The organism is Serratia sp. Ae19-1, from assembly GCF_059801225.1.
This window is the reverse complement of the sequence record NZ_JBCHWD010000003.1, coordinates 184,792-210,092: the sequence shown is the minus strand read 5'-3', so window position 1 is coordinate 210,092 and position 25,301 is coordinate 184,792. Positions and strand designations below refer to the sequence as shown.

22 protein-coding genes and 2 pseudogenes are annotated in these 25,301 nt (G+C 60.7%); 9 read left to right on the top strand and 15 right to left on the bottom strand.

From position 1 onward, the window contains the following. Positions 1-82 precede the first annotated feature (82 nt). Positions 83-916 carry an IclR family transcriptional regulator domain-containing protein gene (locus tag AAIE04_RS11170; protein WP_015378314.1) on the top strand — a complete coding sequence of 278 codons (834 nt, stop codon included), beginning with the start codon at positions 83-85 and terminating at the stop codon, positions 914-916. Positions 917-926: 10 nt separating this feature from the next. On the opposite strand, the gene AAIE04_RS11165 is transcribed toward AAIE04_RS11170, so the two are convergent. From AAIE04_RS11165 to AAIE04_RS11150, 4 genes are all read right to left on the bottom strand, one after another. Continuing rightward, positions 927-1,889 (bottom strand): Dyp-type peroxidase, encoded by a 963-nt coding sequence (locus tag AAIE04_RS11165; protein ID WP_440528965.1) that lies wholly within the window; start codon positions 1,887-1,889, stop codon positions 927-929. Positions 1,890-1,923: 34 nt separating this feature from the next. Next, the gene (locus AAIE04_RS11160) at positions 1,924-2,841 is read right to left on the bottom strand and encodes a bestrophin family protein (protein WP_337147339.1); all 918 of its coding nucleotides are present in this window, start codon (positions 2,839-2,841) and stop codon (positions 1,924-1,926) included. A gap of 58 nt (positions 2,842-2,899) precedes the next feature. Then, positions 2,900-3,742, bottom strand: coding sequence for a formate dehydrogenase accessory sulfurtransferase FdhD (fdhD, locus tag AAIE04_RS11155; RefSeq protein ID WP_074053840.1), 843 nt, complete (start codon positions 3,740-3,742; stop codon positions 2,900-2,902). Positions 3,743-3,863: 121 nt separating this feature from the next. After that, positions 3,864-4,481 (bottom strand): TetR/AcrR family transcriptional regulator, encoded by a 618-nt coding sequence (locus AAIE04_RS11150; protein WP_498576935.1) that lies wholly within the window; start codon positions 4,479-4,481, stop codon positions 3,864-3,866. Positions 4,482-4,581: 100 nt separating this feature from the next. Here AAIE04_RS11150 and AAIE04_RS11145 point away from each other — a divergent pair, with 100 nt between their 5' ends. From AAIE04_RS11145 to umuC, 6 genes and pseudogenes are all read left to right on the top strand, one after another. Next, on the top strand, positions 4,582-5,532 hold the full coding sequence (locus tag AAIE04_RS11145; RefSeq protein WP_019453527.1) for an alpha/beta hydrolase: 951 nt from the start codon (positions 4,582-4,584) through the stop codon (positions 5,530-5,532). 223 nt (positions 5,533-5,755) lie between these two features. Beyond that, a pseudogene (locus tag AAIE04_RS11140) lies at positions 5,756-5,947 on the top strand (S24/S26 family peptidase); the annotation flags it as partial. Positions 5,948-6,160: 213 nt separating this feature from the next. Further along, positions 6,161-6,532, top strand: coding sequence for a hypothetical protein (locus AAIE04_RS11135; protein WP_126181107.1), 372 nt, complete (start codon positions 6,161-6,163; stop codon positions 6,530-6,532). Positions 6,533-6,845: 313 nt separating this feature from the next. Beyond that, positions 6,846-7,025: pseudogene (locus AAIE04_RS11130) on the top strand (SOS response-associated peptidase family protein); the annotation flags it as partial. Positions 7,026-7,213: 188 nt separating this feature from the next. Further along, positions 7,214-7,648, top strand: a complete 435-nt coding sequence (umuD, locus tag AAIE04_RS11125) for a translesion error-prone DNA polymerase V autoproteolytic subunit (RefSeq protein WP_498576934.1) — start codon at positions 7,214-7,216, stop codon at positions 7,646-7,648. Positions 7,649-7,650: 2 nt separating this feature from the next. Next, a complete protein-coding gene (gene umuC / locus AAIE04_RS11120; protein WP_498576933.1) occupies positions 7,651-8,967 on the top strand; it encodes a translesion error-prone DNA polymerase V subunit UmuC in 1,317 nt (438 codons plus the stop codon). A gap of 201 nt (positions 8,968-9,168) precedes the next feature. Here umuC and AAIE04_RS11115 read toward each other — a convergent pair whose 3' ends face one another. The 5 genes from AAIE04_RS11115 to AAIE04_RS11095 all read right to left on the bottom strand — a co-directional run bounded on the left by AAIE04_RS11115 (position 9,169) and on the right by AAIE04_RS11095 (position 13,845). Then, positions 9,169-9,603, bottom strand: coding sequence for a hypothetical protein (locus tag AAIE04_RS11115; protein ID WP_197667825.1), 435 nt, complete (start codon positions 9,601-9,603; stop codon positions 9,169-9,171). A gap of 451 nt (positions 9,604-10,054) precedes the next feature. Continuing rightward, the gene (locus AAIE04_RS11110; RefSeq protein ID WP_498576932.1) at positions 10,055-10,471 is read right to left on the bottom strand and encodes an RbsD/FucU domain-containing protein; all 417 of its coding nucleotides are present in this window, start codon (positions 10,469-10,471) and stop codon (positions 10,055-10,057) included. A 49-nt stretch (positions 10,472-10,520) separates the two neighbouring features. Next, positions 10,521-11,285, bottom strand: a complete 765-nt coding sequence (locus tag AAIE04_RS11105; RefSeq protein WP_021505753.1) for an SDR family NAD(P)-dependent oxidoreductase — start codon at positions 11,283-11,285, stop codon at positions 10,521-10,523. Positions 11,286-11,306: 21 nt separating this feature from the next. Then, positions 11,307-12,542, bottom strand: coding sequence for an MFS transporter (locus AAIE04_RS11100; RefSeq protein WP_498576931.1), 1,236 nt, complete (start codon positions 12,540-12,542; stop codon positions 11,307-11,309). A gap of 268 nt (positions 12,543-12,810) precedes the next feature. Then, positions 12,811-13,845 carry a LacI family DNA-binding transcriptional regulator gene (locus AAIE04_RS11095; RefSeq protein ID WP_498576930.1) on the bottom strand — a complete coding sequence of 345 codons (1,035 nt, stop codon included), beginning with the start codon at positions 13,843-13,845 and terminating at the stop codon, positions 12,811-12,813. 296 nt (positions 13,846-14,141) lie between these two features. Here AAIE04_RS11095 and kynA point away from each other — a divergent pair, with 296 nt between their 5' ends. Both kynA and sbmC read left to right on the top strand, forming a co-directional pair. Next, positions 14,142-14,984, top strand: coding sequence for a tryptophan 2,3-dioxygenase (kynA, locus tag AAIE04_RS11090; RefSeq protein WP_015378298.1), 843 nt, complete (start codon positions 14,142-14,144; stop codon positions 14,982-14,984). Positions 14,985-15,007: 23 nt separating this feature from the next. Next, positions 15,008-15,475, top strand: coding sequence for a DNA gyrase inhibitor SbmC (gene sbmC / locus AAIE04_RS11085; RefSeq protein WP_019453008.1), 468 nt, complete (start codon positions 15,008-15,010; stop codon positions 15,473-15,475). Positions 15,476-15,547: 72 nt separating this feature from the next. Here sbmC and AAIE04_RS11080 read toward each other — a convergent pair whose 3' ends face one another. The 6 genes from AAIE04_RS11080 to AAIE04_RS11055 all read right to left on the bottom strand — a co-directional run bounded on the left by AAIE04_RS11080 (position 15,548) and on the right by AAIE04_RS11055 (position 25,300). Beyond that, positions 15,548-17,479: a type VI secretion system Vgr family protein gene (locus tag AAIE04_RS11080; protein WP_211129611.1), complete on the bottom strand. Its 1,932-nt coding sequence runs from the start codon at positions 17,477-17,479 to the stop codon at positions 15,548-15,550. A gap of 81 nt (positions 17,480-17,560) precedes the next feature. Further along, positions 17,561-19,006: a serine/threonine protein kinase gene (locus AAIE04_RS11075; RefSeq protein ID WP_063918566.1), complete on the bottom strand. Its 1,446-nt coding sequence runs from the start codon at positions 19,004-19,006 to the stop codon at positions 17,561-17,563. Between the two features lie 49 nt (positions 19,007-19,055). Then, a complete protein-coding gene (gene tssH / locus AAIE04_RS11070; RefSeq protein ID WP_498576929.1) occupies positions 19,056-21,710 on the bottom strand; it encodes a type VI secretion system ATPase TssH in 2,655 nt (884 codons plus the stop codon). A 56-nt stretch (positions 21,711-21,766) separates the two neighbouring features. Continuing rightward, positions 21,767-22,837 (bottom strand): type VI secretion system baseplate subunit TssG, encoded by a 1,071-nt coding sequence (gene tssG, locus AAIE04_RS11065; RefSeq protein ID WP_019453004.1) that lies wholly within the window; start codon positions 22,835-22,837, stop codon positions 21,767-21,769. Further along, on the bottom strand, positions 22,834-24,720 hold the full coding sequence (gene tssF, locus AAIE04_RS11060) for a type VI secretion system baseplate subunit TssF (protein WP_019453003.1): 1,887 nt from the start codon (positions 24,718-24,720) through the stop codon (positions 22,834-22,836). The genes tssG and tssF overlap by 4 nt, the downstream gene beginning before the upstream one ends. Before the next feature lie 4 nt (positions 24,721-24,724). Continuing rightward, a complete protein-coding gene (locus AAIE04_RS11055) occupies positions 24,725-25,300 on the bottom strand; it encodes a type VI secretion system baseplate subunit TssE (protein ID WP_019453002.1) in 576 nt (191 codons plus the stop codon). Between the last annotated feature and the right edge of the window lies 1 nt (position 25,301).

Below are 25,301 nucleotides of genomic sequence, written 5' to 3'. Positions count from 1 at the left end.
AATCGGCATCGGATGCGATACGCAGGGCTTTACTGCCATATTGAGCGTGTAAATTGAGTGCAGATACTAATGGGAGGCCTGAATGAGTGAAGTTCCTGAATTTGGCACCGAAGAACTGCGTCGCCTGCAGGAGATCGGTGATTTAAGCAACGACCAGTACAAGGGCGACCCTAATTTTATGGCCTCGCTGGCCAGAGGGCTGGAGGTGTTGCAGGCCTTCAAGCCGCAATATTCGCAGATGTCGGTGTCTGAGATCAGTCAACAAACCGGCATTCCGCGCGCGGCGGTGCGCCGTTGTTTGTATACCCTAAGAGCGCTGGGATTCGTGCATTGTCCCGATGGGCGCCACTATCGCTTGCTGCCGCGCGTGTTGACTATTGGCCACGCTTATCTTTCCTCCTCCGAGCTGGCGAAGGCGGCGCAAAACTCGCTGGACTATCTCAGCAAATTGCTTAATGAATCCTGCTCGGTGGCGACGCTGGACGGCGATAACATTTTGTATATCGCCCGCGCCTCGGTTAAACGCATCATGACTATTGATCTGGGGCGCGGCAGCCGTCTGCCGGCTTATGCGACGTCGATGGGGCTGGTGTTGCTCAGCGCGCTGGACGAGGGAGAACTGGAGGATTATCTGTCGCGGGTCACTTTCGAACCGCTGACCGAGTTTACCGTCACCAGTGCGGAGCAGCTGCAGGAACAGTTGGCCAGGGTACGCAGGCAGGGGTATGCCATCAACGATCAACAGCTGGAGATCGGCCTGCGTTCCATTGCGGTGCCGATGCATTCACGTAAAGGCGGGGTTGTGGCGGCGATGAACGTTGGCGTCAATGCGTCGCAGATCTCGGCGGCGGAGCTGCGCGAACGAGTGCTGCCGCAGCTGCAGCGCACGGCGATGGAGCTGGCGCTGCTGCTGTAGGGCAAGCGGATTAGTGCAGTTCGGCGCCGCTGCGGTCGGCCAGCGCTTCCAACAGCGGGGCGGAAGGCACGAAGAACAGAGTGCCGGTCACCGCGCGGCTGAAATCGAGCAGCCGATCGTAGTTGCCGGCCGGGCGGCCGATGAACATGTTTTCCAGCATCTGCTCGATCGGCTGCGGAGAGCGCGCGTAGCCGATAAAGTAGGTGCCGAATTCGCGCAGGCCGGGGCGGCCGAACGGCATGTTGTCGCGCAGGATCTTCACCTCGTTGCCTTGCTCGTCAGTGATGGTGGTCAGAGAACTGTGCGACGACGACGGTTTGACCGCTTCATCCAGCTCGATGTTGGATTGTTTGTGGCGGCCGATGATCTTCTCCTGCGTCTCCACGCTGAGCGAGTTCCAGCCCTGCATGTCATGCAGGTATTTTTGCACCAGTACATAGCTGCCGCCGCTGAACGCCGCGTCTTCGTCGCCGATCACCGTGTAGTCGAAGGCCTCGTGCCCCTCCGGGTTTTCCGTGCCGTCGACGAAGCCGATCATGGCGCGCTGATCGAAGTAACGGAAGCCGTGCACCTCCTCGATTACCGTTACGGCGTCGCCGAGCTTGCCGATCAGCTGAGAGGCCAGTTCGAAACACAGATCCATTTCATCAGCGCGAATATGCAGCAGGATGTCGCCGGGCGTGGCGACCGCGACGCGTTCCCCGCTGCCGATCGGGCTGAACGGGTGCAGCTGGCGAGGACGCGGCGCGCCGAACAGCGTATCCCAGGCTTCGGAGCCGAAGCCGCAGACGCAGGTGAGATTGCCCGCCGGCGCGCGTTTGCCGACCGAACGCACTACGGCGGCGATATCGCCGCACCAGGCGCGCACCGCCGCCAGCTGGGCGGGAACCGGCGACAGGGTGGCGACGATGAAGATGGCATGGCGCGTTACCGGCGTGAATACGGCTTGCGGCGAAGTGTTATTTGCATTCATTGCATTCGGCTCCAGTGTGTTCGGGTGAAAGAGATCAGATCAAATTAAAGTGCTCGTCGGGTTTCATCGGCGGCGGCAGCGGGCTTTGGTCGTTCATTTCCAGCAGGTTGCGCTCGATGGTATTGCAGATGGCGTTTAACGGCAGATGGTTGGCCGACACGCCGAACGGATCTTCCAGCTCTTCGGCCAGTGAGTCCCAGGATAAGAAGGTATAGGAAATGAACACCGAAACAAATGGTGTCATGTAATGCAGGTCGGTTACCAGGGCGAAAGGCAGCAGGCTGCAGAACAGGTAAACGGTGCGCTGCAGGATTAGCGTATAGGCGAACGGCACCGGGGTGCTCGCGAGCCGTTCACAGCCGCCGAGGGCGTGGGACAGCTCGCTCAGCTTGTTGTCGAGCAGCTCGAAGGTGATGTCGCTCAGCAGGCCCTGACGGCGCAGTTTGCCGATCTCCTGACCCAGCATCAGCAGAATGCGGTTGGTCGGCATCGGGCTGGCGATCACTTCGGCCAGCTCCTTGCTGCTGAGATTGTGGTACAGATCGGCGGTCGGGTCGGTGGCGCGCAGCTGATGTTTCAGGCTCCAGCTGAAGGCGATCAGCAGCTTGGCGACCTTTTGCTGCACCGCCGGTTCATCCGGCAGCAGGCTTTTGATCTGACGCAGCAGGGAACGCTCGGTAATCAGCAGCGAACCCCACAGGTTGCGCGCTTCGACAAAGCGGCTATAGCCGGCGTTATTGCGAAAGCCGAGAAAGATGGCGATGGCGATGCCCAGCAGGCTGAACGGCGCGATGGTTAAATGCACGCCGAGCTGCTCGTACCATTGGTAGCTGATCACCGCCACTATCGACATCAGCACGTTCAGCGACAGGCGAAAGGTGATCTTTGACAGCACGGAACCGTGCCAGGCGAACAGGCGAAAAAACCAGTTCTGGTTCGGGCGAATTATCATGACGTTGGCGCTTCCTGGTGTCCTGCTATTGAGAATAGTCGATTCTTATCCGGCGGCGTTATGCAGCCGTCGTCGATTGCCAAAGCCGCTGCGGATGCGTATAGACGGTGGCGCGCCCCGGCTTGCTGAACCCCACCAGCGTCAGGTTGCTGCGTTCGGCCACCTCCACCGCCAGGCGGGTGGCGGCGGAAACGGCGAACAGGATCTCGACGCCGCACATGGCGGATTTTTGCACCATTTCATAGCTGGCGCGGCTCGAGACCAGCGCTGCGCCTTGCCACCATGCCCGTTGGCTGCGGTAGCCCAGCAGCTTGTCGAGCGCCACGTGGCGGCCGACGTCTTCACATCCGCCGCTGAGCGCGCCGTCCGGTTGGATCCAGGCCGCTGCATGGGTGCAGCCGGTCAGTTTCCCTACCGTTTGCACCCCTTGCAGCTGCGCCAACGCCCGGTCGAGCAGGGCCAAATCGAAGCGTTGCGTGAAGGGCAGCGGCGCGACGGGTTGAGCGACCTCCTGCAGCTGTTCCACCCCGCAGACGCCGCAGCCGGTGCGGCCGGCCAGGCTGCGGCGCTTCTCTTTCAGCTGCATAAAGCGGCGGCTCGAGAGCTCCACATGCACTTCGATGCCGTTGCAGGCCGGTTGTTGACGAATGTCGTAGATATCGTCGGGGGAGGCGATGATGCCTTCGGACAGCGAAAAACCGATGGCGAAGGCCGCCAGGTCTTTCGGCGTCGCCATCATCACTACGTGGGAAATGCCGTTGTACACCAGGGCGACCGGCACTTCTTCCGCCAGCCAATCTTGTTGCGCCTGAGCCAGATCGTTGCGCTGCCAGACTGCGTGGCGCGACAGGCAGGCCGAGTCGGCATCGCCGGGTTCGTCGAGAATCAAATGCTTGTTCATGATGGTTTCGCGGCGCCGGCGGATACAGCGCCGGCGTCAGATAGAGTCTGATGAGTGATAGCCGATTTTATCATAGATGGCGTGCTTGAACAGGGCGAAACGGGGCGTCTTTGCCACCGCCTTACGGCGCGGCGTGCCACTGCCCGAGATAGCTCGTGACCGCCCGCGTCGCCTCGCGGCAAATGGCCGGCGAGACGGTGCCTTCCCGCGCATAGCCGAATTTCATGCAGGCGAACGCCAATTCTATGGCGATCAAGACGACGTCGGGATCTGACGGCAGCGCATCAAGTTCGGGCAGCTCGCGCACTTTGGCGCGGAACATCTCGCCGATCGTCAGGTTCTTGGCGGCGTGCGCCTCTTGCTCCGGTTCGGTGAACGCGCCGCGCAGCAGCAAGACGCTCGCCGCCGGATGCGCGTTGTAGTAGCGGGCGGTGGCCGCCACGGCGGCATCCACCCAATCGTGCAGGGTGTCGGCGCTCTCGAGCTCCGCTTCACGCAGCGCCTGCGCCAGTTGCGCCATATGGCTTTGAGCCAGGTGTGAAAACAGCGCGTATTTGTCCGGGAAGAACGGGTAGATCGCGGCGCGCGGCACATCGGCCGCTTCCGCCAGAGCGGGAATGGAGGTTTTTTCCGGCCCGAGGGTGGCGAGCATCTGTTCGGCGGCGCTCAGCACTTTGGCCATGCGCGCCGCCGCGCGTTCCTGAACCGGCACGCGCACATTTTTTTTTGCTTGCGGCATCGCTTTTTCCGACATAAGTTGTATTTTAATAATCCGACATTTGTTGGATTGTACTGAAATTGAACCCGTCAACCAAGCGCCATAACGCCAGAGGTTTCGTATGGAGAATTACGCCAATCAATCTCACTGGCAGGAGATTCAACGATTCCTGCCGGAAAATTTTCGGCTGCGGCCGGGGGAAGAACCGACCGAGGTGTGGTGGCCCTGGCGGCAGCACCGTATTCATCTGGACTGCTATCGCCGCCCGGAGGCGCCGGTGAAAGTGATCCTGTTTCATGGGGTCGGCACCAACGGCCGACAGATGTCGACCATCCTGGGAGCGCCGCTGGCGCGCCGGGGGATAGAGACGATCGCCGTCGACATGCCGGGGTACGGAATGACGCAGATGGGCGGCCAACGGCGGCGCGTGCGTTACGACGACTGGGTGCAGATCGGCAGCGATCTGATCGACGCGGAACGGGCGAAGGATGCGCGGCCGATTGTGCTGTACGGCCTGAGCGCCGGCGGGATGGAGACTTACCACGTGGCGGCGTTGAACCGGCAGGTGAAAGGCATTGTCGGCATGACGTTTCTCGATCAGCGTGAACAGCAGGTGCGCGACGAGACGGCATTGAATCTGTTGATGAGCCGCCTGGGCATTCCGTTGGCGCGGCTGACGGCCGCCACGCCGCTGGCGGGTATGGCGATGCCGATGGCGCTGGCGAGCAAGATGCATGCGCTGGTCAATGACAAGGCGGCGCTCAAGGCGTGCCTGGCGGACAACACCTCGGCGGGAGCCTGGGTGACGATGCGGTTTTTGGCCTCGTACGCGGAGTATGCACCCGCCATTGAACCGGAAGCGTTCGACGTTTGCCCGGTTCTGTTGACGCAACCGGCGCAGGATCGCTGGACGCCGTTGCACCTGAGTGAACTGTTTCTGCGGCGCATTCGGCGGGTGCCGGTGACCACCGTGATGCTCGAGAACGCCGGGCATTATCCCCTCGAGCAGCCGGGCCTCGATCAGATGGTTGAAGCGGTGCATCGTTTTTGCCTGGCCGCAGCGGAGCGGTGAGGCGACGGCGCATGTTCTGAAGACGCCACTGCAACTCAGCATGTTATCCACAGTTTTAGTGGATAACGTGTGTGCAAGGCAGAGTGAAACCGTTAGCAGGCGTAAAAAAAAATCGCTCAGAAAATTATTATATTACGCGTCAAACTGTGTTCTGACGGGGGATAGGGGGTTTCACGCGTTCGCGTTTTGTTTATGCCTCACTGTATAAATATACAGTTTGGTTATGAATATGCTGAGCACTTCAAGGTTGTATGCTTTTTCACCAGGTGAGCCCCTGACGTTACCGCTATTTGCCGATCGTGTGGCCTGCGGCTTTCCTTCACCGGCGCAGGACTATGTCGAGAGCCGGCTGGATATCGGCAAGCTGCTGGTGCGCCATCCTAATGCCACCTATTTCGTGCGCGCCAGCGGTGAGATGGAGCGAGCAGGATGGATCAGGCACTACCGACAGATGAAGAAACTGAGCATCCGAGAAACAGCAGACGCGACAGGCTACAGTACTTCCCAAGTTTGTCGCATTCAGGCCTTCTATAAAGAAGTTGAGACTGATTAAAAAGCAGCCTTAATGTACAATAATTTTCGATATCCAAACTGACCCCATGAACAATCAATGAGTTAGAGGTAAAAGATGATTTCATACAAAAAAACCATACCTGCTCTTGTCATATTCGCTTTATCTAATGCTGTGGCATATGCGAATGATTTCGACAAATCAAATGAAGCGATGGCAATTTCAGCAATAGGTTTTTCTGGCTCAAATGCTCGTGTTGCACATGATGTTTGTGGGGCAACCAATGAGAAAATTGATAAATATAAAAAACAAATAAAAGACTCATTAACTAGAACATTAAAGTATGAACAGTCAGGATTCGATACGCATTGGGATAATGGTTGGAAAAATGCTGATTTTTTGGTTAAGTCGTTAAGTAATGATGAAGCCTATAAAAAAGAATATTGCCAAGAGGTTTTAGATGGAATTAATAATCCTGAAATGAATTAAGGATTATTCCTTATTCGGGGTTCTACGCCGGAACTCCAGATTTTTCCGTCCGCTAAAATTATCCCCGGTTGAGCAGCTTTATACCGTCAGCTCGCAGTGGACCATCAGGGGAAATGTGGCGGTACAGCGTTTGTCGGGTTATCCCAAGCTCCTGGCATAACGTACTGACTTTCGTCTCTGGCCGTCCCATTGATGCCATTGCCAGTCGCAATTTTATTGGCGTCATTTTGTAAGGCCGTCCGCCGTTCCTCCCGTGGGCTCTTGCTGAGGCAAGGCCTGCCGCTGTTCTTTGCGGCGCTGTACGCAGCAGAGACCGACGGCCGCGCGCGACTGGCTCGACACCCGCTTAGTCCCGCCCTCTGGTCAAATGCAGGCTGACGTGTACAGCCTGCAGGCAGAGGATTTCGTCTGGCAACCGGTATCGCCCGCCGTCGGCGCCGTTCGCAATGACAATCCCTCACTCATCCTGCCCATCGATACGCCAACGGTCTGAGTGCTGCATTATCCACAGTTTTGGTGGGTATCATGTGTGCAAACACACGTGAAGAACGCCAAAAGTTGCAGGAAAAATCACTCAGAAAATTATTATATTACACGGCAAAGTGCGATCCGCCGGGGAATTAGGGGTTGCACGCGTTCGCGTTTTGTTTATGCTTTACTGTATAAATATACAGTTTGGTTATGAATATGCTGAGCACTTCAAGGTTGTATGCTTTTTCACCAGGTGAGCCCCTGACGTTACCGCTGTTTGCCGATCGTGTGGCCTGCGGCTTCCCTTCACCGGCGCAGGACTATGTCGAGAGCCGGCTGGATATCGGCAAGCTGCTGGTGCGCCATCCTAACGCCACCTATTTCGTGCGCGCCAGCGGCGAATCGATGATCGACGGCAATATTCGGGATGGCGATCTGCTGATCGTCGACAGCGCCCTGACGCCAGAGCACGGCAATATCGTGATCGCCGCGGTGGACGGCGAATTCACCGTCAAAAAACTGCAGCGCCGGCCCGACGTGCGGCTGTTGCCGATGAATCCCGCCTACACGCCGATCGTGTTCGACGACGAAGCGCAGCTGGAGATCTTCGGCGTGGTGACCTTTATCGTCTACGCGGCACTGTAGCCATGTTCGCCCTGGTAGACGTCAACAGCTTCTACGCTTCCTGCGAAACCATCTTCCGACCCGATCTGCAAGGGCGGTCGGTGATCGTGCTGTCCAACAACGACGGCTGTGTGATCGCCCGCAACGCCGAGGCGAAGGCGCTGGGCGTGCCGATGGGCGCGCCTTATTTCAAGATCAAAGAGGAGATGCGCCGCCGCAACGTCGCGGTGTTCTCCTCCAACTACGCGCTGTACGCGGATATGTCCCGCCGGGTGATGGACACGCTGGAGGAGATGGCGCCGGCGGTGGAGATTTATTCGCTGGACGAAGCCTTTCTGCGGCTGGACGGCGTGGCGCACTGCGAGGCGCTGGAACTGTTCGGTCATCGGGTGCGCGATCGCATCCGGCGCGAGCTGCATTTGACGGTCGGGGTCGGCATTGCACCGAGTAAAACGCTGGCCAAGTTAGCTAACTTTGCTTCCAAGAAATGGCGGGGGACCGGCGGCGTGGTGGACTTGTCCGATCCGGCGCGCCAGCGCAAGCTGCTGGCGTTAATCCCGGTGGAGGAGGTGTGGGGCGTGGGCCGCCGCCTGACCCGTCAGCTGCAGGCGATGGGCATTCACACCGCGCTGCAGCTGGCGGACTGCGATACCCGGCTGGCGCGTAAAACCTTCAGCGTGGTGCTGGAGCGCACGATACGAGAGCTGCGCGGCGAGTCATGCCTGCAATGGGAGGATGAAGCGGCGGCCAAAGAGCAGATCATCTGTTCCCGTTCGTTCGGCCAGCGCCTGACGCATTACCCGCACATGCGCGAGGCGATCTGCAGCTACGCCGAACGCGCCGCCGAGAAGCTGCGGCAGGAAAAGCGCTACTGTCGCAATGTGTCGGTGTTTATCAAAACCAGCCCGCATTCGGCGGGCGAAGGGTATTACAGCAATATGGGCACCGCCCGGCTGCAAACGCCGAGCAACGACAGCCGTGACATTATCGCCATGGCGGTGCGCGCGCTGGAGAGCATCTGGCAGGAAGGGCGACGCTACCTGAAGGGCGGCGTGGTGCTGGGGGATTTCAGCGCCGCCGCCATGGCGCAGATCGACCTGTTCGACGACTGTCCGCCGCGCCGCAACGGCAGTCAGCTGATGGCGACCATCGATCGTCTGAATCAGGAGGGGCGCGGGCGAGTGTGGTTCGCCGGGCAGGGGATCGTCAAGCCGTGGCAAATGAAGCGCGAAATGCTGTCGCCGGCCTACACCACCCGGCTGGCGGATATCCCGCTGGTGCGGTTGGGGGAGCGGGAGCCGCGTGATGCCGAGCCGAAGGCGGAAAAACGCCGCGGGTGACAGCCGGCGGCGTGGGTAGGCTATGCGTTACTTCACCGCTGCCGGATCCGGCTTATCGGGGGCGATGCCATACAGCACCATGGCGCGGTTGACCTCGCTGCTTGCGGCGGGGTTATTTATTTCTCACAGAGCTAATGTGGCAAGGACTAGCGGGCGAACTTGCACATTTACGCACGAATCCTTGCGCCTGGTCAGCGTCGATTATCCGCCAATAGTAATAATGATTGGCCCTCCAGCATTGACGCCGGGTGTACCTGTATTCGAACACTTGATGCCGTTGCAGGTCGCACTGATACCCGATCCTGTGATTTGAGTCACCCACTTACCGCGTTTTTGATGAGTAAAACCGATCTGCGTATACTTGTTATTATTTAGATAAACATCCCAAAAAACTTGTTTATAACCATTAACACAACCTACTCCACTGTTTTTATCCTGAATAGATGTTGACTCCGAAGCATTCGAAGGGATAGTCATTGGACTCTTACCACTTGAATGCATGCATATTTCATTTACAACCACAATCTTTGCAGTTTTATTGGTTTGATTCTTGAAGGTAACCGCATAGTCTTCCGAGGCCATAACAGCATTGGATGTAACGATAAGTGATAAGACAAAAAAACTCCGCAGCATCATTTTCCATACTCCTAGAAGTAAATACAAGCAACAAAGAATACCGCGGGGCAGTCTCTGTCAGTGATTTATTAACAATGACGTTTTCGATCCCATAAAAAGAAAGGGGATCATTACCATGCTGACTAACAGGATGGTTACTTAGAAGGTAGAATAAGTATAATAAAATGGCAATTTGGAAAATAAATAAATAAATAAATAAATAAACAAACAAGCAAATAATTTAAATGAAACTACTTTCAATGGCATTTATTTCACTGCGCAGTGTGCTGGCGTAACCGGGAATATCACGCTTGTTATTGGCGATAACCGTGAGAATCGGAATACGATTGATAACGGCACATGTCAAACTACAGCCAATGGCTTTCTTTGGGTAACGCGCTGTAAGAGTGAGCGTGTTTTATGCGGCGAAGTATAAAAGGGGAAATTCATCCCCTCATTCTCCGCCGCGCTTTCACACCACCGGCGCCACTGTCAGCAGCAGATTGGCGAAACGGCGCTGTTCGCCGGAGGCGATCACCAGCAGCGTTCGATCCGATTTGACCGCGGCGTAAAACGCCTCGCGCGGCAGGTGTTCGACCGGGCAATGTGCCGGCAGCAGCTGCCGGTATTCGGCTTCGATGGTGTTGGTGAAGTCCGGCGGGCAGGCCATCAGCGCCGCGCTTTCCACGTTGATGCAGGCCAGCAGTTTTTCCAGGATTGGCGGGGCGGCGAGTGTGCCGGGCGCCAGGTTCAGATAGACCACGGTGGCGTCTTTCGGCGCGTGGGTCACGCAGGCGTAGTTGCCGTCGGCGATCAACACCTGGGTTTTATGCCCGCATTGCGCCAGTGCGGCGAGCAGCGACGGGTGAGTGATGACGGATTTGATCATAAAGCGATTCCTGAATGGGCGGGCGGCAAGCGCGCCGCCCGCAGCTGAATTACATGCGGTAGATGCCGCCGTTGATGTCGAGAGTCGCGCCGGAGATGAAGCCGTCGTATTCCGCCGCCAGGAAGGCGATGGCGCGCGCTACATCGTCCGGTGTGCCTGCGCGGCCCAGCGGGATGGCGCGAACGGTTTCCTCCGCCGATGCCTGGGTGGTGTGGCGATTGTGGAAACGGGTGCCGAGGATCAGGCCGGGCGCCACCGCATTCACCCTGATGCCGTGCTCGCCGAGCTCCGCCGCCAGCGAGCGCGTCCAGGTGAGTACCGCGCCCTTGGTGGCGGAATAGACCAGCGAGCCGGCGTGCCCGCCGGCGCGGCCCGCCTGTGAGGCCAGGTTAACGATGCTGGCGCCGTCCGGCGCCGCTTTCAGGTGCGGCAGCGCGCTCTGGGTGACGTTCAGCATGGTGGTCATGTTCACGTCGATCACGGTTTGCCAGAAGGCGCGGTCGATCTCGCCCAGCCATTTGCGCCCGACGATGCCGCCGACGTTATTGATCAGGATATCGATGCCGCCGAGCAACTCGGCGCCGGCCGAGACGCAGCGCAGCGTTTCGTCGGTATCGATGAGATCGGCGTAGCCGTAGGCGGCCTTTTGCCCCAATGAATGGGCCAGCGCCACCAGCGCTTTGGGGCCGCTTTCGTCGCTGTGATAGTGAAAATAGATGTCGCAACCGGCCTTGATCAGCCGCTCCGCGGTGGCGCGGCCGATGCCCTGTTCCGCCCCGGTGATAAAGACCTTTTTGCCCGCAAGATCGCCCATGATTGACTCCTTATTGGTTCGTTAAGAATTGATGACGCCTTCACGCTGTTTGGCGCAGTAGAAAATGCAGATCAACCCGGTGGCCAGCAGGCACGAGGCCAGGAAAAACAGCCCCGGCGCGCTGCTGCCGGTCAGATCGTTCAGCACGCCCACCGCATAGGGAGCGACGAAACCGCCGATATTGCCGATGCAGCTCACCACCGCCAGCCCGGCTGCTGCGGCCGCGCCGGTGGAAATGTTGGCGGGCATGGATAGGAACGGCGGCACGGCGGTATAGATGCCGATGGCGGCGATGCACAGGAATGACAGCGCGACGAACGGGTCGTATTTAAAAAATGTCACCGCGCCCATCAGGCCAATGGCGGCGATCACCATGCTGAGGCCGGCGAATACGCCGAGTTTTTTGGTTTTGCTGGCCCACAGGCTCCACGGATAGACCAGCAGCGCGGCCAGGCCGTAGGGAATGAGCGCCAGCAGGCTGACGCGGAAGATATCGCCGCCGGAAATGGCGCCGATGATGGACGGCAGCCAGGTGCCGAAGCCATAAATGCCGCACACCATGCCGAAGTTGAGCAGCGCATAGAGCAGGTATTTTTTGTTTTTAATTCCTTTCAGGAAGTCGCCCAGCGTGATTTTGGAGCCGGATTTGGAACGGCCGGCGTTGCTCATCAGCCAGGCTTTTTCTTCTACGTTCAGATAGCCGACGTCTTTGGGCGAATTCTTGATCAGGAACGGAATCAGCAGGCCGATGACGATCGGCGGCAGCCCTTCGAGAATGAACAGCAGTTGCCAGGGGGCGAACCCAAACCAATCGTGCTGAATATTGAGAATAAAGCCGGAAATCGGCGAGCCGACGGCGTTGGACAGCGGCTGAACGATAATGAACATGCCGAGAATTTTGGTGCGGTATTTTTCCGGGAAGAACACCGTGAAATAATATACCACCGAGGGAAAGAAACCGGCTTCGCACACGCCCAGCATAAAACGGCAGATATACAGTTCCAGCGGCGTGCGCACAAAGCCGAGCAGGGTCGCGAAGATGCCCCAGGAAATTAATATTCTGGCGAACCAGATGCGCGGGCCGAATTTAATGGTGCCGGCATTGCTGGGTATCTCAAACAGGAAATAACCGATAAAGAAAATTCCGGAGGCGAAGCCGAAGGCCGAGGCGGTCAGGCCCAGATTTTCTTCCAGCGCTTTGGCGGCGTAGGCCATATTGTTGCGGTCGAGAAAGGCCAGGAAATACAACAATATCATGAGGGGCACAATATGCAGCGTCAATTTCCTGATAGCGCTGCGCTCAATATCCTGCGGTATTGTTTTCTTCATCATGGTTTTTCCACGTGGTTAATCGGAATAATAGCGCCCCGGCCCAAAGCAATGAGCGGAGGGATGAATAACGACGTTGCGTGTATAACAGCGTCGCGCCGTTTATTTATTGCGACGACTCTATTTCTCTGATTTTGACTGCGCCGAGCCGGACGATGCCGGCTGCACATCGTCTGGGAAAGGCGTGTTTACTCTATTAACCGACGGTTTTGACCGAGCGCCGGCTAATAACCGTCGGCGGGAAGAGAAACTCGCCGGGCGGTTGCGAATCATTGTTGATGCGGCCGATCAGGCGTTCGACCATCAGCTGCGCCATCTCCGCCAGCGGCGGCCGGACGGACGTCAGCCCCGGTTCGGCCAGACCGGCCAGCGCGATATTGTCGATGCCGATCACCGAGATGTCTGCGGGCACCTGGACGCCGGCGGCGCGCAGGCCCACCATCAGCCCGATGCCCAGCGCGTCGTTAATCGCCACGATGCCGTCCGGGCGCGGCACCAACGCGAGCACGCGCGGCGCCAGCGTCAATCCCAGTTCGAACATCTCCGTATCGCCGTAGGCGCTGGTGGCCTTGCCTTCGATCACCCGCTGCCGTTCGTTCAAAGCATGCTGGCCCAGCGCGCTGAGGAAACCGTCTATTTTGTGGCTGCGCCCCACGGTCAGCGTCGCCTCGGTGGCGAACACGATATGCCGGCAGCCGCGCTCGAGCAGGTGCTGCGCGGCCAGGCGCCCGGCGGCGATATTGTCCATCGACACGCTGTCGAATAGCCGGCTATCGGCAGCCATCGGCTCGGCGAATGGGCTGTCGTAGCTGACGATCTTCATGCCTCGCTCGGCGGCCCGGACAAAATGGGTCTGGCGAATGTCGCTCGCCGCCACGATGATGCCGCGCACGCCGTGCAGGAACATATCGTCGATAAATGCGGCCTCCTCCTGCTCCTGGCGGTAGGCGTTACCCAGCAGAACGCGGTAGCGATGAGTTCGCGCCGCGCCGTCGACGGCGTGCGCCAGCGCCGAAAAGCTCGGGTTGACGATCGACGGCAGCAGCAGGCCGATAATTTTCGCCTGCGGTGCGGGCGCCGCTCGGGCTGGCCGATAACCCAGGGTCTCCATTGCCCGTTCGATGCGTTCACGGGTCTGCGCGCTCATCTGGTGGCTGCGGTTATTCAGCAGGTTCGACACGCTGCTGATGGACACGCCGGCCAACCGTGCGACATCGCGAATATTTGCCATTTGCCGATACCATGCTGCCTGCCGTTAGCCAGCAATCTATAAGGGAAGCCAGGTACAGGCAAGCCGCAACCGGCGTGCCGCGCGCATGGGATTGCGCATTTGTGAGAATCGTCAGGCGGCGGCCGTGTTGTTTACTAAACAACAACGGGGGTGGGGGCACTGTGTTAACGCAGATGAGTGAGATCTGCGAAGCATCTCTCGTTTATCGCCCTTCGGGGCGGCGGGTTCTGTACTATTGTTTTCTCTTTGCGGCACGTTCCAGGCCGATGGGGCGCTGGGCGCAACGGAGATCACAGATGAACAAACGGGAATTAGAAAGCGCGATTGTCACCGATTTTTCCAAACGCATGAGCTATGGCGACTACCTGTGCCTGGATCAACTGCTGGACTGCCAGCATCCGCTCTCCAACCCGCCGCATCATGATGAAATGCTGTTCGTGATACAGCACCAAACCTCCGAACTGTGGATGAAGCTGATGCTGCACGAGCTGCAGGCAGCGCTGCGGCTGGTGCAGCAGGACAAACTCAGCCACTGTTTTAAAATCCTCGCGCGCGTCAAACAGATCCAGCGGCTGCTGTTCGAGCAGTGGGCGGTGCTGGAAACGCTGACGCCGTCGGAATACGTCGAGTTTCGTGACGTGCTGGGCAGTTCGTCGGGCTTCCAGTCGCACCAGTACCGGTCGATCGAATTCCTGCTCGGCAACAAGAACGCCGCCATGCTGGCGGTGTTCAGCAACGACGCGGAAAAGCACGCCGCGCTGAAGGCGATCCTCGAAGCGCCGAGCCTGTACGACGAATACTTGCTCTACCTGGCGCGCCACGGCCTGCCAATCCCGCAGGAGTGCCTCGAGCGCGACTGGACACAGCCTTACCAGCGCAATCCGGATCTGCTGCCGGCGTTCAAAGTGATCTATGACAACCCGCAGACCTACTGGGAAGCCTATGAAATGGCGGAAAAGCTGGTGGATATCGAAGAGAGCTTCCATTTGTGGCGTTTCCGCCATATGAAAACGGTGGAGCGGATCATCGGCTTTAAGTCGGGCACCGGCGGTTCCAGCGGCGTCAGCTTCCTGAAAAAGGCGTTGGATCTGACCTTCTTCCCTGAGCTGCTGGACGTGCGCACCGAAATCGGCGCCTGAGATAACGAGAGGAGGCAAGGGCGATGAGCGTGAGGATTATCGATAAAGCGGCGGAAAAAGTGGTGGGGGTGAGGGTAGTGGGGCCGTATCCTCAGACCATCCCGCAGGGCTCGCAGCAACTGCTGGATTGGCGGCGGCACCACGGCGTGCCGTTCGGCAAATGGCTGGTGTTGTATTGGGACGACCCGGCGGAAGTGGCGCCGGAAAAGCTGCGCGCCGACGTGGTGATGACCGTGGCGGACGATTTCGCGCTGCCGGCGGGTAGCGAGGGCGTTGCGGTACAGACGCTGCCCGCCGGGCAGTATGCGGTCTACCGCGTACGCATCAGCGATGGCGACTTCGAGCGGGTGTGGGGCGAGTTCTATCAGAAGCTGCTGCCGGCCAGCGGCCATCAGCCGGTTGAGGGGGCGAGCTATGAACACTATCTCAACGACTGCGAGGCCGACGGCTATTTCGACCTCGAGATTTACCAGACGGTGAAGAAGTGGTGAGGAAGGCGTGAGCTACGCAAAACGCCCTTAGGTGCGTTTTGCGTGCCGTTCGGAACGATTCTATTCTTAGGTCTATTTCCCTCCCGGGAACAGCTGATCGACGGCGCTCTGGATCGCCGCCTGATGGCCGCCGCCCGGTGCGGCGGTGCGCGCGGCGCCGCCGGGCTGGTTAAGATCCAGCTGGCCGCCGGTATTGATCTCCCCGTCCTCTTTCACCGTGATATTGAAACTGGTGCCGGTGATATTGATTTGGCCGTTCGCCAGTAGCTCGATCACGCTTTCGCCGCATTCCAGCCGCAGCGATTCGCCTGAGCCGAGGGTAAAGGCGTTGACCGCGGCGTCGCTGCGGGTCTTGCCGGTCAGCGTGGAGGCGTCGCCTTTGACCCCGCTGGCCTGGTTGAGCACCACCCGATTGATCTGGTTGCCGCCTACCAGGTGGGTGTGATCGTTAGCGATGGTGTGGCTCTCGTCGTTTTTGACCTGGGTGTCCATGTTGCGTTCCGCCTGGATCCACACCTGTTCGGCTCCGGCCTTGTCTTCGAAGCGCAGAGCGTTGGCGTTGTCGGCGGTGCCGTCCTTGGTGCGGCTCATAAAGCCCATTTGGGTAGCGGCGGCCGGCAGCGCCCAGGGCGGCATGCTGGCTTCGTTATAGACGCGTCCGGTGACGATCGGCCGATCCGGATCGCCGTTGATAAAGTCCACCACCACTTCGTCGTTGACGCGCGGGATCTGCACGCCGCCGTAACCCTGGCCGGCCCAGGCGCTGGAAACGCGCACCCAGCAGGAGCTGCCGTCGTCCTTCGGCCCGAAGCGGTCCCAGTGGAACTTCACCTTGATGCGGCCGTATTTGTCGGTCCAGATCGATTCGCCGGCCGGGCCGACGACTCGGGCGGTCTGCGGCCCGTGGGTTTTCGGCCAGCTGGCCTGCTGCGGCGGGTGCCAGGGCACGTCTGCCGGCAGCACGATGAAGTCGATACGGTGTTCGCTGCTCTGATCGTCGCCGCTGGCGTAGCGGTTCTCTTTCAGGTGATAGTTGGCTTGCAGCGTCAGATATTCGCGGTTGTCGTCGGCGTGCGGGGCGTTATACAGCGTGAAAGTGCTGCCGGGGGCGATGCCCAACGCGGTGGCGGTGCCCCGAATCTGCTGATGCTCGGCTTGCCAGGCTTCCTGGCGCACGCGGGCGTAGAACTCGCCCTGCTGATGCTCGGTGTAGCGGCCCGGCCAGTCGTAAACGTCGATCTGCCCCGGCGTCGGCGATACCGGGTTCTGCCGCGCCTGGAACAGCCAGGCGTTCGGCTTGCGGAAATCGTAGTCGTCCAGGCTGTAGATGCCCGGCGTGACGCGATCGGACAGCGTCCACTGGCTGATGCCTTCCGCGCTGGTGCTGCCGCCGGAGGGCGTCAGGTGGTAGGGGATCATCTCGTAGCCGGGATAAGGCTGGTGGTGGTGGGGCGCATCCCCGAGCACCAGCGTGTGTTTGCCCATCTCGTGCTTGAAATAGTAATAGATGCCCTCCAGCTCCATCAGGCGGCTGATGAAGTTGAAGCTGCTTTCGTTGTACTGCACGCAGTAGCCCCACAGGCGATAGTCGCCGGTCAGCTGATCTTCCAGCTGCACGTTATGCTCCGCCAACAGGGTTTTGACGATCTGCGGCACCGTTTGTTCCTGGAAGATGCGGAAGTTGCGGTCCTTGGTCATCGGCCACAGATCCGGTTGCACGTGCAGGTTATACACCGCGTAGCGCGTGCCGCCGATCTCTTCGCTGCTGACGGCGATGGCGGTGATCTTGCCGTTCAGGTAGCGCGGAGCGCTGAGAAAGCCCTGGGTTGGGATCTCCAGCGTCAGCGGTTGGCCGAGCAGCGCTTTGCGATCGAGGCGCGCGTCGGTGCTCAGCAGTTCAATAGAGAAGTCGAAAGGAGTGGAAAGCGCTTCGATACCGTCCAGCGAGCGGAACAGCAGTTGCTCTTGGCCCAGTGGCGTGTGCGCAATAATGCGATCCAACATGAGAACGTCCTCTGTGATTGACGCATGCGTCAGTCTCATGAAATAGGGAGAAACCCGCCGCGGCGGGCTTCAAATCCGGCATCAGCCGGCGGTGGCCGGATTGACCAGCCAGGTGCCGGCGTTGTCGATGCTGAGCTGCTGGCGGCGGAGCCGATCGTTGTGGCGGATCTCCAACTGATAACGGCCCGGCGCCAGGTTCAGGCTGGCGAAGCCATTTTCGCCCGGCGTCACCTGCTGCGGCTTGCCGTCGAGGCTAACCTGCTCACCCGGCTGCAGTTTGAAGTACACCAGCGCCACCGGCTGCGGCGGTGGCGCCGTTTTTTCAGGTTCTACCGGCGCAGGCGGCGTGGTTTGCGGTGCGCTCGGCTGCTGCGTCAGGGTCTTCTGCGCCGGTGAAGCCTCGGTGTTTTGGGCGACGGCCTGAGCGTCGTCCTTGCCGCCGCTCAGCCAGGCGACGGCGCCGATCGCCAGCAGCACCGCGACGCCGGCGCCGGCCATCACTGGGCGAGTGAGTTTGGTGCTGCGCGCGGTAACGGTGCCCGCGGCCGCAGCGGCGGCTGCCGGGTTGGCGGCGACCAGCAGGTTCTCCGGCGCGGCCGTCGGGGTGCTGATGATTTCGTTCTCATCGGCGATCGGCAGCTGCAACAACTCGGCCATTTCATCGATGGTCTGCGGGCGGTCTTCCGGCTTCAGCGCCAACGCGCGGTCGACGGTGCGCAGCAGCTCCGGCGAGTAGCCGGCGGGGCGGCGATCGGCCAGCGGTTGATAGCTGTCTTCGATGCTGCGCACCACGCTGACCGGCGGCGGCGAGCCGACGATCAGCGTGTGCAGCACGGCGCCCAGCGCGTAAATATCGGTCCATGGCCCCTGTTCGCCGTCGCTGTTTTCGGTGTACTGCTCGATCGGCGCAAAGCCCGGTTTCAGCATGATCTCCGTTTCGTCCGACAGGTTGCCGATCTCTTTGCGCGCCGACCCGAAGTCCAGCAGCACCGGCAGCTGGCTCTCCTGGATCTGGATGTTATCCAGCGAAATGTCGCGGTGCAGGTAGCCTTCCTGATGGATGGTGTTGATGGCGCTGAACAGCGGCGGCAGCAGCCGGCGGATCCACGCTTCGTCAATCTTCTCCGGATGCTGCGCCTGCAGGTTTTTCAGCGTGGTGCCGCTGTAGAACTGGGTGCCCATATAGGCGGTGCCGTTTTCTTCCCAAAAGCGCAGCACGTGCAGCAGGCCGGGGTGCGAGAAGCGCGCCAGCAGACGCGCCTCCTGAATAAAGCTGTTCAGCCCGGCCTGGAAGGTTTTGCCGAAGCGCTCGCCGCGCAGCCCGATGCTGAGATCGTCGTTACGTTTCGCCAGCGAGGTTGGCATGTACTCCTTGATGGCGATGGTGCGTTCCAGTTGGTGATCGTAGGCGCGGTAGACGATGCCGAAGCCGCCTTCGCCGATCGCTTCCTGGATCTCGAATTCGTTGAATCGATAGCCGCTCGGCAGGCTGTTCGAATTCGGTTTGGTTATCCCGGTTCCCGACATAGTGATGACTCTCTGTGTTCAAAGGGCCGCCGTCTCGGCGGCCGCGGCGTTATGCCTGAAATTGACAAATGAATTCGTTGTTCTGCAGCGCGATATGCAGCTGGCGATAGCGCTGGTCGTTGGCGCTGCCGGTCAGCAGCCTGTGGCTGATCTGCGGCAGCAGGGTGTTGGTCAGGATGGCGTCGACCATGCGGCCGCCGGACTCCACCTCGGTACAGCGGCTGACGATCTGCTCGATGACCGCGTCGTCGAAGGTGCAGACGATGTCGTGATTCTCCGCCAGGCGGCGCTGAATACGGCCCAACTGCAGCCGCACGATGTTGCCTAGCGTGGCGTCGGTCAGCGGGTAATACGGCACAACCAGCAGGCGGCCGAGCAAGGCGGCCGGGAACACCGACAGCAGCGGCTGGCGCAGCGCGCCGCTCAGCGCCTCCGGTTCCGGCAGCAGCTCCGGATCGCTGCACAGCCCGGCGATCAGATCGGTGCCGACGTTGGAGGTTAGAATGATGATGGTGTTGCGGAAATCGATATGGCGGCCTTCGCCGTCCTCCATCCAGCCCTTGTCGAACACCTGGAAGAAGATTTCATGCACGTCCGGGTGTGCCTTTTCGATTTCGTCCAACAGCACCACGCTGTAAGGGCGACGGCGCACCGCTTCGGTCAACACGCCGCCTTCGCCATAGCCGACATAGCCGGGCGGCGCGCCTTTCAGCGTCGAAACGGTGTGCGACTCCTGGAATTCGCTCATGTTGATGGTGATGACGTTTTGCTCGCCGCCGTACAGGGTTTCCGCCAGCGCCAGCGCGGTTTCGGTCTTGCCGACGCCGGACGGCCCGGCCAGCAGAAACACCCCGACCGGCTTGTTCGGATCGTCCAGCCGCGCCCGTGAGGTGCGCACTCGGCGGGCGATCAGATCCAGCGCATGGCGTTGACCGATGACGCGCTGGTTCAGGGTGTCGGAGAGTTGCAGCACCGCTTCAATCTCGTTTTTCACCATGCGGCCCAGCGGAATGCCGGTCCAGTCGGCCACTACCGCCGCCACGATGTTGGCGTCGACGGCGGCGAAGATCAGCGGCGCTTCGCCCTGCAGCGCGCTCAGCTGCTGCTGCAGTTCGCCCAACTGGGCGCGCAGCGCGTCGGCGTCCGGGCGCGCCTGCGTCTCTTCTTCGGCGGGCTCTTCTTCCTGCTGATGCAGCTGGGCGCGCAGTGTGATGATCTGCTGGATCAGCGCCAGCTCCTGCTGCCAGCGCTCGGTCAACAGTTCCAGCTCCTGGCGCAGCGCGGTCAGCTGGGCTTCAATCTCCTGCGGGCGCAGGGGATCGCCGATGCCGACCTTGGCCTCGCGGTGGGCGATATCCAACTCTATTTGCAGCGCATCGATGCGGTGGCGGCAGTCTTCAACCTGAGCGGGCTCGGCGTGTTGGCTGACCGCCACGCGCGCGCAGGCGGTATCCAGCAGCGCCACCGCCTTGTCCGGCAGCTGGCGGGCGGGAATATAGCGGTGAGACAGCCGCACCGCAGCGTCCACCGCTTCATCCAGCAGCAGCACGCGATGGTGTTGTTCCAGTGGGCTGACGGTGCTGCGCAGCATCAGCAGCGCCTTGTCTTCGCTCGGCTCGTGCACCTGCACGACCTGGAAACGGCGGGTGAGCGCCGGGTCTTTCTCGATGTACTTCTTGTATTCCGACCAGGTGGTGGCACCGATAGTGCGCAACTGGCCGCGCGCCAGCGCCGGTTTCAGCAGGTTGGCGGCGTCGCCGGTGCCCTGGGTGCCACCGGCGCCGATCAGGGTGTGAATTTCGTCGATAAACAGGATGATCGGCGTCGGGCTGGACTGCACTTCGTCGATCACCGCCTGCAGCCGTTTTTCAAACTCGCCCTTGACGCCGGCGCCGGCCTGCAGCATGCCGATGTCCAGCAGGCACAGCTTCACGTCGCGTAGCTGTGGTGGCACGTCGCCGGCCACGATGCGCAGTGCCAGGCCTTCCACCACGGCGGTTTTCCCGACGCCGGCCTCACCGGTCAGCAGCGGGTTGTTTTGGCGGCGGCGCATCAGGATATCGATGATTTGCCGGATCTCTTCATCGCGGCCGGCCACCGGGTCGATCTCGCCGTTGCGCGCTCTGGCGGTCAGATCCTGGGCATACTGCGCCAGCACGCTTTCACCGCTGCGCGGCGCGCCGGGCAGGGGTTCGGCGCTGTTTTCCGCCGGCGCATCCTGGGCGTTTTCCGCCGAGTGAGCGGTGATGACGGCGAACTGCTCCATCAACAGATCGGCGTTGATGCGTTCGAACTGCGGGGAAATGGCCTTCAGCAGATGGCGCAGGCTGTAGGTTTTCAGAATGCCGAGCAGCAGGTGGCCGCCGCGGATGCGCGCCGCGCCGAACTTCAATGAGCCATAGACCCAGGCGCGTTCCACCGCGCTGTCGATGTGCTCGGACAGATCGGAGATGGCGCTGGCGCCGCGCGGCAGGCGATCGAGCGCTTCGACGATGTCGCGTGCCAGCTGCGCCTCGTCCAGCGCGAAGTGGCGAACGATCTGCTGCAGATCGCCGTCCGGTGATTGCATCAGCTGATGCAGCCAGTGCGCCAGTTCGACATAGGGGTTACCGCGCAGCTTGCAAAACGCCGTCGCACTTTCCAGAGAGGTGAATAACAGGCTATCCAGTTTGCCAAATAATACCGAGCGGCTGATTTCAGACATGGTTTTCCTCAGGTCTCAGGGTGGCCTGACGCCGCAGGGCGCCGGCCGAAATAGGGTCAGAACGGATTTTCCAGCGGTTCAGGGCTGAAGATCAGATCGTCGAGATCGCGCTGTCGCCGATCGTCGGCCAGCCAACTGCTCAGGCCCAAGCGCTGCGTGCCGCCGAGCTGGATGCCGTGCGCCTGTTCCTTCGCCAGAATCAGGCGTACTTCCCAGACAAACTCGATGCCCAGGTATTGGCGCACCCAGTCGCGCAGTTGCCGGCACAGCTCGGCGCCGGGCAGGAAGCGGTCATAGTCCTGCTGCGGCATCGGCCCCAGCTCGATGCGGAATTTATGCTGGATATCGCGCACCGCGATGCCGAGAAAGGCTGACTCGCCGAGCCGCGGCGCACCGCGCCCGGCCTTGAGCCGCGCCTGTTCGCGCGGTTCCACCCGCAGCCAGTGCGGCACGTTTTCGACGATGCGCACCGGCACCTTGAAATACTGCTGCAATATTTTGCTCAGGCCTTCCGGATCGCGGCTGTGGCGAATCAGATGACCGGCCATAAAATGCTTGGCGTGAGCGTTGAGGCTGTCGCGTTCCTGTTGCGCCGGCTGGCCGATGCCGATCAGGCTCGACAGATACTCGTCGAAGCGCCGGTTGTCCGGGCGATCCAGCGATACCGTCGGCTGCGCATCGGCCCAGGCGCGGTAAAACAGCAGCGTCAGCCGGTGATGGAACAGGTTGGTGAACGCCAGCAGGGTGGTGTCCTGATGGTGGTACACCCGTTCGCGCACGTATTCGGTCAGGTGCAGCGGCAGCGGCCCGTTGGGGCCGAACAGGCCGAAGCTGAAGATCGAAACGTCGTGCAGCGGGCTGTTGGCGCGTGGCGCCACCTGCGCCAGCGTGGAGGGCGCGAACGACAGCGACGGCTCCTGGCCCAGGCGCAGCATCTCGTGGCGCGGCAGCGGCGCTCGCCCCAGCAGATAGGGTTGGCCGCCCTGGGCGTCGATGCGTCGCAGCAGTTGAAACAGATCGTGCTTGTAAGGCGCGCTGCGCAGCCGCGGCCAGAAGTCGTCCGGCAGCCGATACAGCGCATTGATCTGCGGCGGCGCCAGTTCGGTGGCGATCATCTCCGCGCTCATATCAGCGTCCTTTTGCCCATGCGCGCCTGCCAGTGGGCGATTTCGCCGCGCTGCTGGCTCGAGAGCGTCATCTCGGTGAAGGTGTTCATCGCCACCAGGCGCGAGAACAGGCGCTCCAGCACGCTGCCGAGCAGGTAAGGGCTGTTGCCGGAGAATGCCTGCTCATCGACCGTCAGATCGATGGCGATACCGCGTGCGAACACGATCGGGCCCGGCTCCGGCACACGCCGATAGACCGGCCGCAGGTTGCAGTGGCGCACGCCCTGGATCTGTTTGGCGATCGCCGGTTCGCTCAGGTTGCCGTACAACCCCAGCAGCTGGCGCAGGCTGGCGGCGCCCTGTTCCGGATCGCCGTCCATCATGCTGAGGTAGTTCAGCTGCAGCTGACTGATCAGCCGCCAGGTGATCATGCCTTCGGCCAGTGCCGGGCGCGGCGGAGTGGGGCCTTTGCGCAGCGAAACCTGCTTGATCGGGATCGAATCGGGCATCACGAAATTGCCCTGATCCTGCTGCAACAGCATCAACGGCAGGTCGCGGCTGGTGCACAGCACGTCGGCGGTGAGGTATTTCAGATCGCTGTGCCACGGCGATTGCCGCTCGTCCACCAGCGACACGAACACTTCCGAACCGGCATAGCCGGTGCGGGTGCCGTAGCGGCGGGCATGTTCCGACAGCGTGCGCTGTTCGCGCCGCAAAGAGAAATAGGCACCATAGTTGCCGTCGTCCGCGCTCAGGGTGCTGTAAAACGGCCGAAACTCTTGCTCGTAGCGTTTTTCGCTGGCGCTGCCGCCGAGCCGCTGCACCGAAAACACTTCGTAATCCAGCGGTCGGATATTGTCGACCACCAGATGGTATTCGTGGCTTTTTTCGTTGATCGCGATGCGTTCGGCGACTTTCGGAAACAGGTTGATCACTGGCGTGCAGTGCAGCGCCAAATGGGCGGCGTCGACCACCCGTTCCAGCGCGACGTCGTGCCGATCCAGCAGCACCACGATCTCGAACTGGCGCAGCGCCTTTTTCCCTTCGCGCACGCTCTGCAGCAGCGGGCGCAGGCCGTTGACGCTGAAGAACTGGAAGCGCGCCGGGAAGGCGAAGTACTCCTGCAGCAGCCGGTAGCCTTCGAAGTTGCGCAGGTCGTTGGGCAGCAGCGCCTGTTCGGCGGCGAAGCCCTCCTGCCGCAACCCGTCCAACGCCAGCGCCCGCCGCTGCGGCTGCGCTTCCACCGTTTGGCAAATCAGCCCGACGCTGTGCTGCATCAGCAGTTCCAGCAGCTGCTGCGCCTGCATGTCCGGCCCGGCCAGATAAAACATCAGCTGGTCCAGCTGCAGGTTGTTGAGCGTGACGCTTTCGTAGCACTCGAGACGAATGCGCAGCGCGCTGACGCAGCCGCTGTGCTGCAGCCCCAGCGAAGCCAGCGGGATATCGGCCGGAATGCCGCCCAGTTCGACGCCGGCGATGCGCACCGGCTGCAGCGTGACGTCATGCGCCGTGGTGTAACTGCAGGTGATGCCGCTTTTCTTCAGCGTCTGGCTGTCCATCATGGTGCCGCGCGGCACCACGAAGCCGTTGCTGATGTCGCCCTTGCTGCTGTCCGGCTGCAGCTCGGCGATCGCCATCGACGGCGTCGGCGACAGATAGTTGGGATAGATGATCTCCAGCAAGCGCTGAGAAAAGCGCGGGAACTCGGCGTCCATTTTCAGCTGCACGCGCGAGGTGAGGAAGGCGAAACCCTCCATCAGGCGCTCGATATAGGGATCCGCCACGTCGATGCCGCGCATGCCGAGGCGGCCCGCGACCTTCGGGTACTGTTCGGCGAACTCGGCGCCCATTTCACGCAGATAGGCCAGCTCGCGGTTGTAATAGTCTAAAAGTTTACTGTCCATCGCCTTACCCTATGTCTTTCAGATCGAAGTGGCCGTTTTCCAGATCCACGTCGGTACGGAACAGAAACTCCAGCGGATAGGGCACGCACCACAGGCGGCCCTTGATTTCGATCGACAGCACGTTGTGCAGTTCCAGCGAGCCGGTGTCCGAGATGCAGCGCACCTGCAACCCTTCGGGCAGAATGCGCGGCTCGAAATGGAGAATGGAATCGGTCAGCGCGCGCTGAATGTCCAGCCATTCGATGTCCGACATGCGCTTGCCCGCCAGCGAGGCGATGCCGTAATTCAGGGTGGAACGGCGCACCTGCGGAAAATCGCCGAGATCCAGATTGGATTCGCTGTTGACGCAGTTGAACAGCCACTGCAGATCGCGTAATACCCGGCGGCGCAGCTCGCTGTGCGACACCAGGTTGCGCACCTGCGCCTCCTGCTTTTTATGCGGTTCGTCGTCGGTCAGCATATCGAGCAGCACCGGCTGCATTTTGTCGCGCGACGTCAGGCGTTCGCTGTCCTGACGATAGCGATAGCCCTGGCGGCGCAGATCGCCGCCGTCGTAGTGGGGTGGGCGCTTATCGTTCATG

What these genes read in the sequence shown, in the direction of transcription:
- umuC (WP_498576933.1), top strand. Translation starts at nt 7,651, where the DNA reads ATGTTCGCCCTGGTAGACGTCAACAGCTTCTACGCTTCCTGCGAAACC.
- AAIE04_RS11105 (WP_021505753.1), bottom strand. Translation starts at nt 11,285, where the DNA reads ATGGGCGATCTTGCGGGCAAAAAGGTCTTTATCACCGGGGCGGAACAG.
- AAIE04_RS11135 (WP_126181107.1), top strand. Translation starts at nt 6,161, where the DNA reads ATGATTTCATACAAAAAAACCATACCTGCTCTTGTCATATTCGCTTTA.
- AAIE04_RS11095 (WP_498576930.1), bottom strand. Translation starts at nt 13,845, where the DNA reads ATGGCAAATATTCGCGATGTCGCACGGTTGGCCGGCGTGTCCATCAGC.
- kynA (WP_015378298.1), top strand. Translation starts at nt 14,142, where the DNA reads ATGAACAAACGGGAATTAGAAAGCGCGATTGTCACCGATTTTTCCAAA.
- sbmC (WP_019453008.1), top strand. Translation starts at nt 15,008, where the DNA reads ATGAGCGTGAGGATTATCGATAAAGCGGCGGAAAAAGTGGTGGGGGTG.
- AAIE04_RS11110 (WP_498576932.1), bottom strand. Translation starts at nt 10,471, where the DNA reads ATGATCAAATCCGTCATCACTCACCCGTCGCTGCTCGCCGCACTGGCG.
- fdhD (WP_074053840.1), bottom strand. Translation starts at nt 3,742, where the DNA reads ATGAACAAGCATTTGATTCTCGACGAACCCGGCGATGCCGACTCGGCC.
- umuD (WP_498576934.1), top strand. Translation starts at nt 7,214, where the DNA reads ATGAATATGCTGAGCACTTCAAGGTTGTATGCTTTTTCACCAGGTGAG.
- AAIE04_RS11160 (WP_337147339.1), bottom strand. Translation starts at nt 2,841, where the DNA reads ATGATAATTCGCCCGAACCAGAACTGGTTTTTTCGCCTGTTCGCCTGG.
- AAIE04_RS11075 (WP_063918566.1), bottom strand. Translation starts at nt 19,006, where the DNA reads ATGTCGGGAACCGGGATAACCAAACCGAATTCGAACAGCCTGCCGAGC.
- AAIE04_RS11165 (WP_440528965.1), bottom strand. Translation starts at nt 1,889, where the DNA reads ATGAATGCAAATAACACTTCGCCGCAAGCCGTATTCACGCCGGTAACG.
- AAIE04_RS11100 (WP_498576931.1), bottom strand. Translation starts at nt 12,542, where the DNA reads ATGATATTGTTGTATTTCCTGGCCTTTCTCGACCGCAACAATATGGCC.
- AAIE04_RS11145 (WP_019453527.1), top strand. Translation starts at nt 4,582, where the DNA reads ATGGAGAATTACGCCAATCAATCTCACTGGCAGGAGATTCAACGATTC.
- AAIE04_RS11055 (WP_019453002.1), bottom strand. Translation starts at nt 25,300, where the DNA reads ATGAACGATAAGCGCCCACCCCACTACGACGGCGGCGATCTGCGCCGC.
- tssH (WP_498576929.1), bottom strand. Translation starts at nt 21,710, where the DNA reads ATGTCTGAAATCAGCCGCTCGGTATTATTTGGCAAACTGGATAGCCTG.
- AAIE04_RS11080 (WP_211129611.1), bottom strand. Translation starts at nt 17,479, where the DNA reads ATGTTGGATCGCATTATTGCGCACACGCCACTGGGCCAAGAGCAACTG.
- AAIE04_RS11115 (WP_197667825.1), bottom strand. Translation starts at nt 9,603, where the DNA reads ATGATGCTGCGGAGTTTTTTTGTCTTATCACTTATCGTTACATCCAAT.
- AAIE04_RS11170 (WP_015378314.1), top strand. Translation starts at nt 83, where the DNA reads ATGAGTGAAGTTCCTGAATTTGGCACCGAAGAACTGCGTCGCCTGCAG.
- tssF (WP_019453003.1), bottom strand. Translation starts at nt 24,720, where the DNA reads ATGGACAGTAAACTTTTAGACTATTACAACCGCGAGCTGGCCTATCTG.
- tssG (WP_019453004.1), bottom strand. Translation starts at nt 22,837, where the DNA reads ATGAGCGCGGAGATGATCGCCACCGAACTGGCGCCGCCGCAGATCAAT.
- AAIE04_RS11150 (WP_498576935.1), bottom strand. Translation starts at nt 4,481, where the DNA reads ATGCCGCAAGCAAAAAAAAATGTGCGCGTGCCGGTTCAGGAACGCGCG.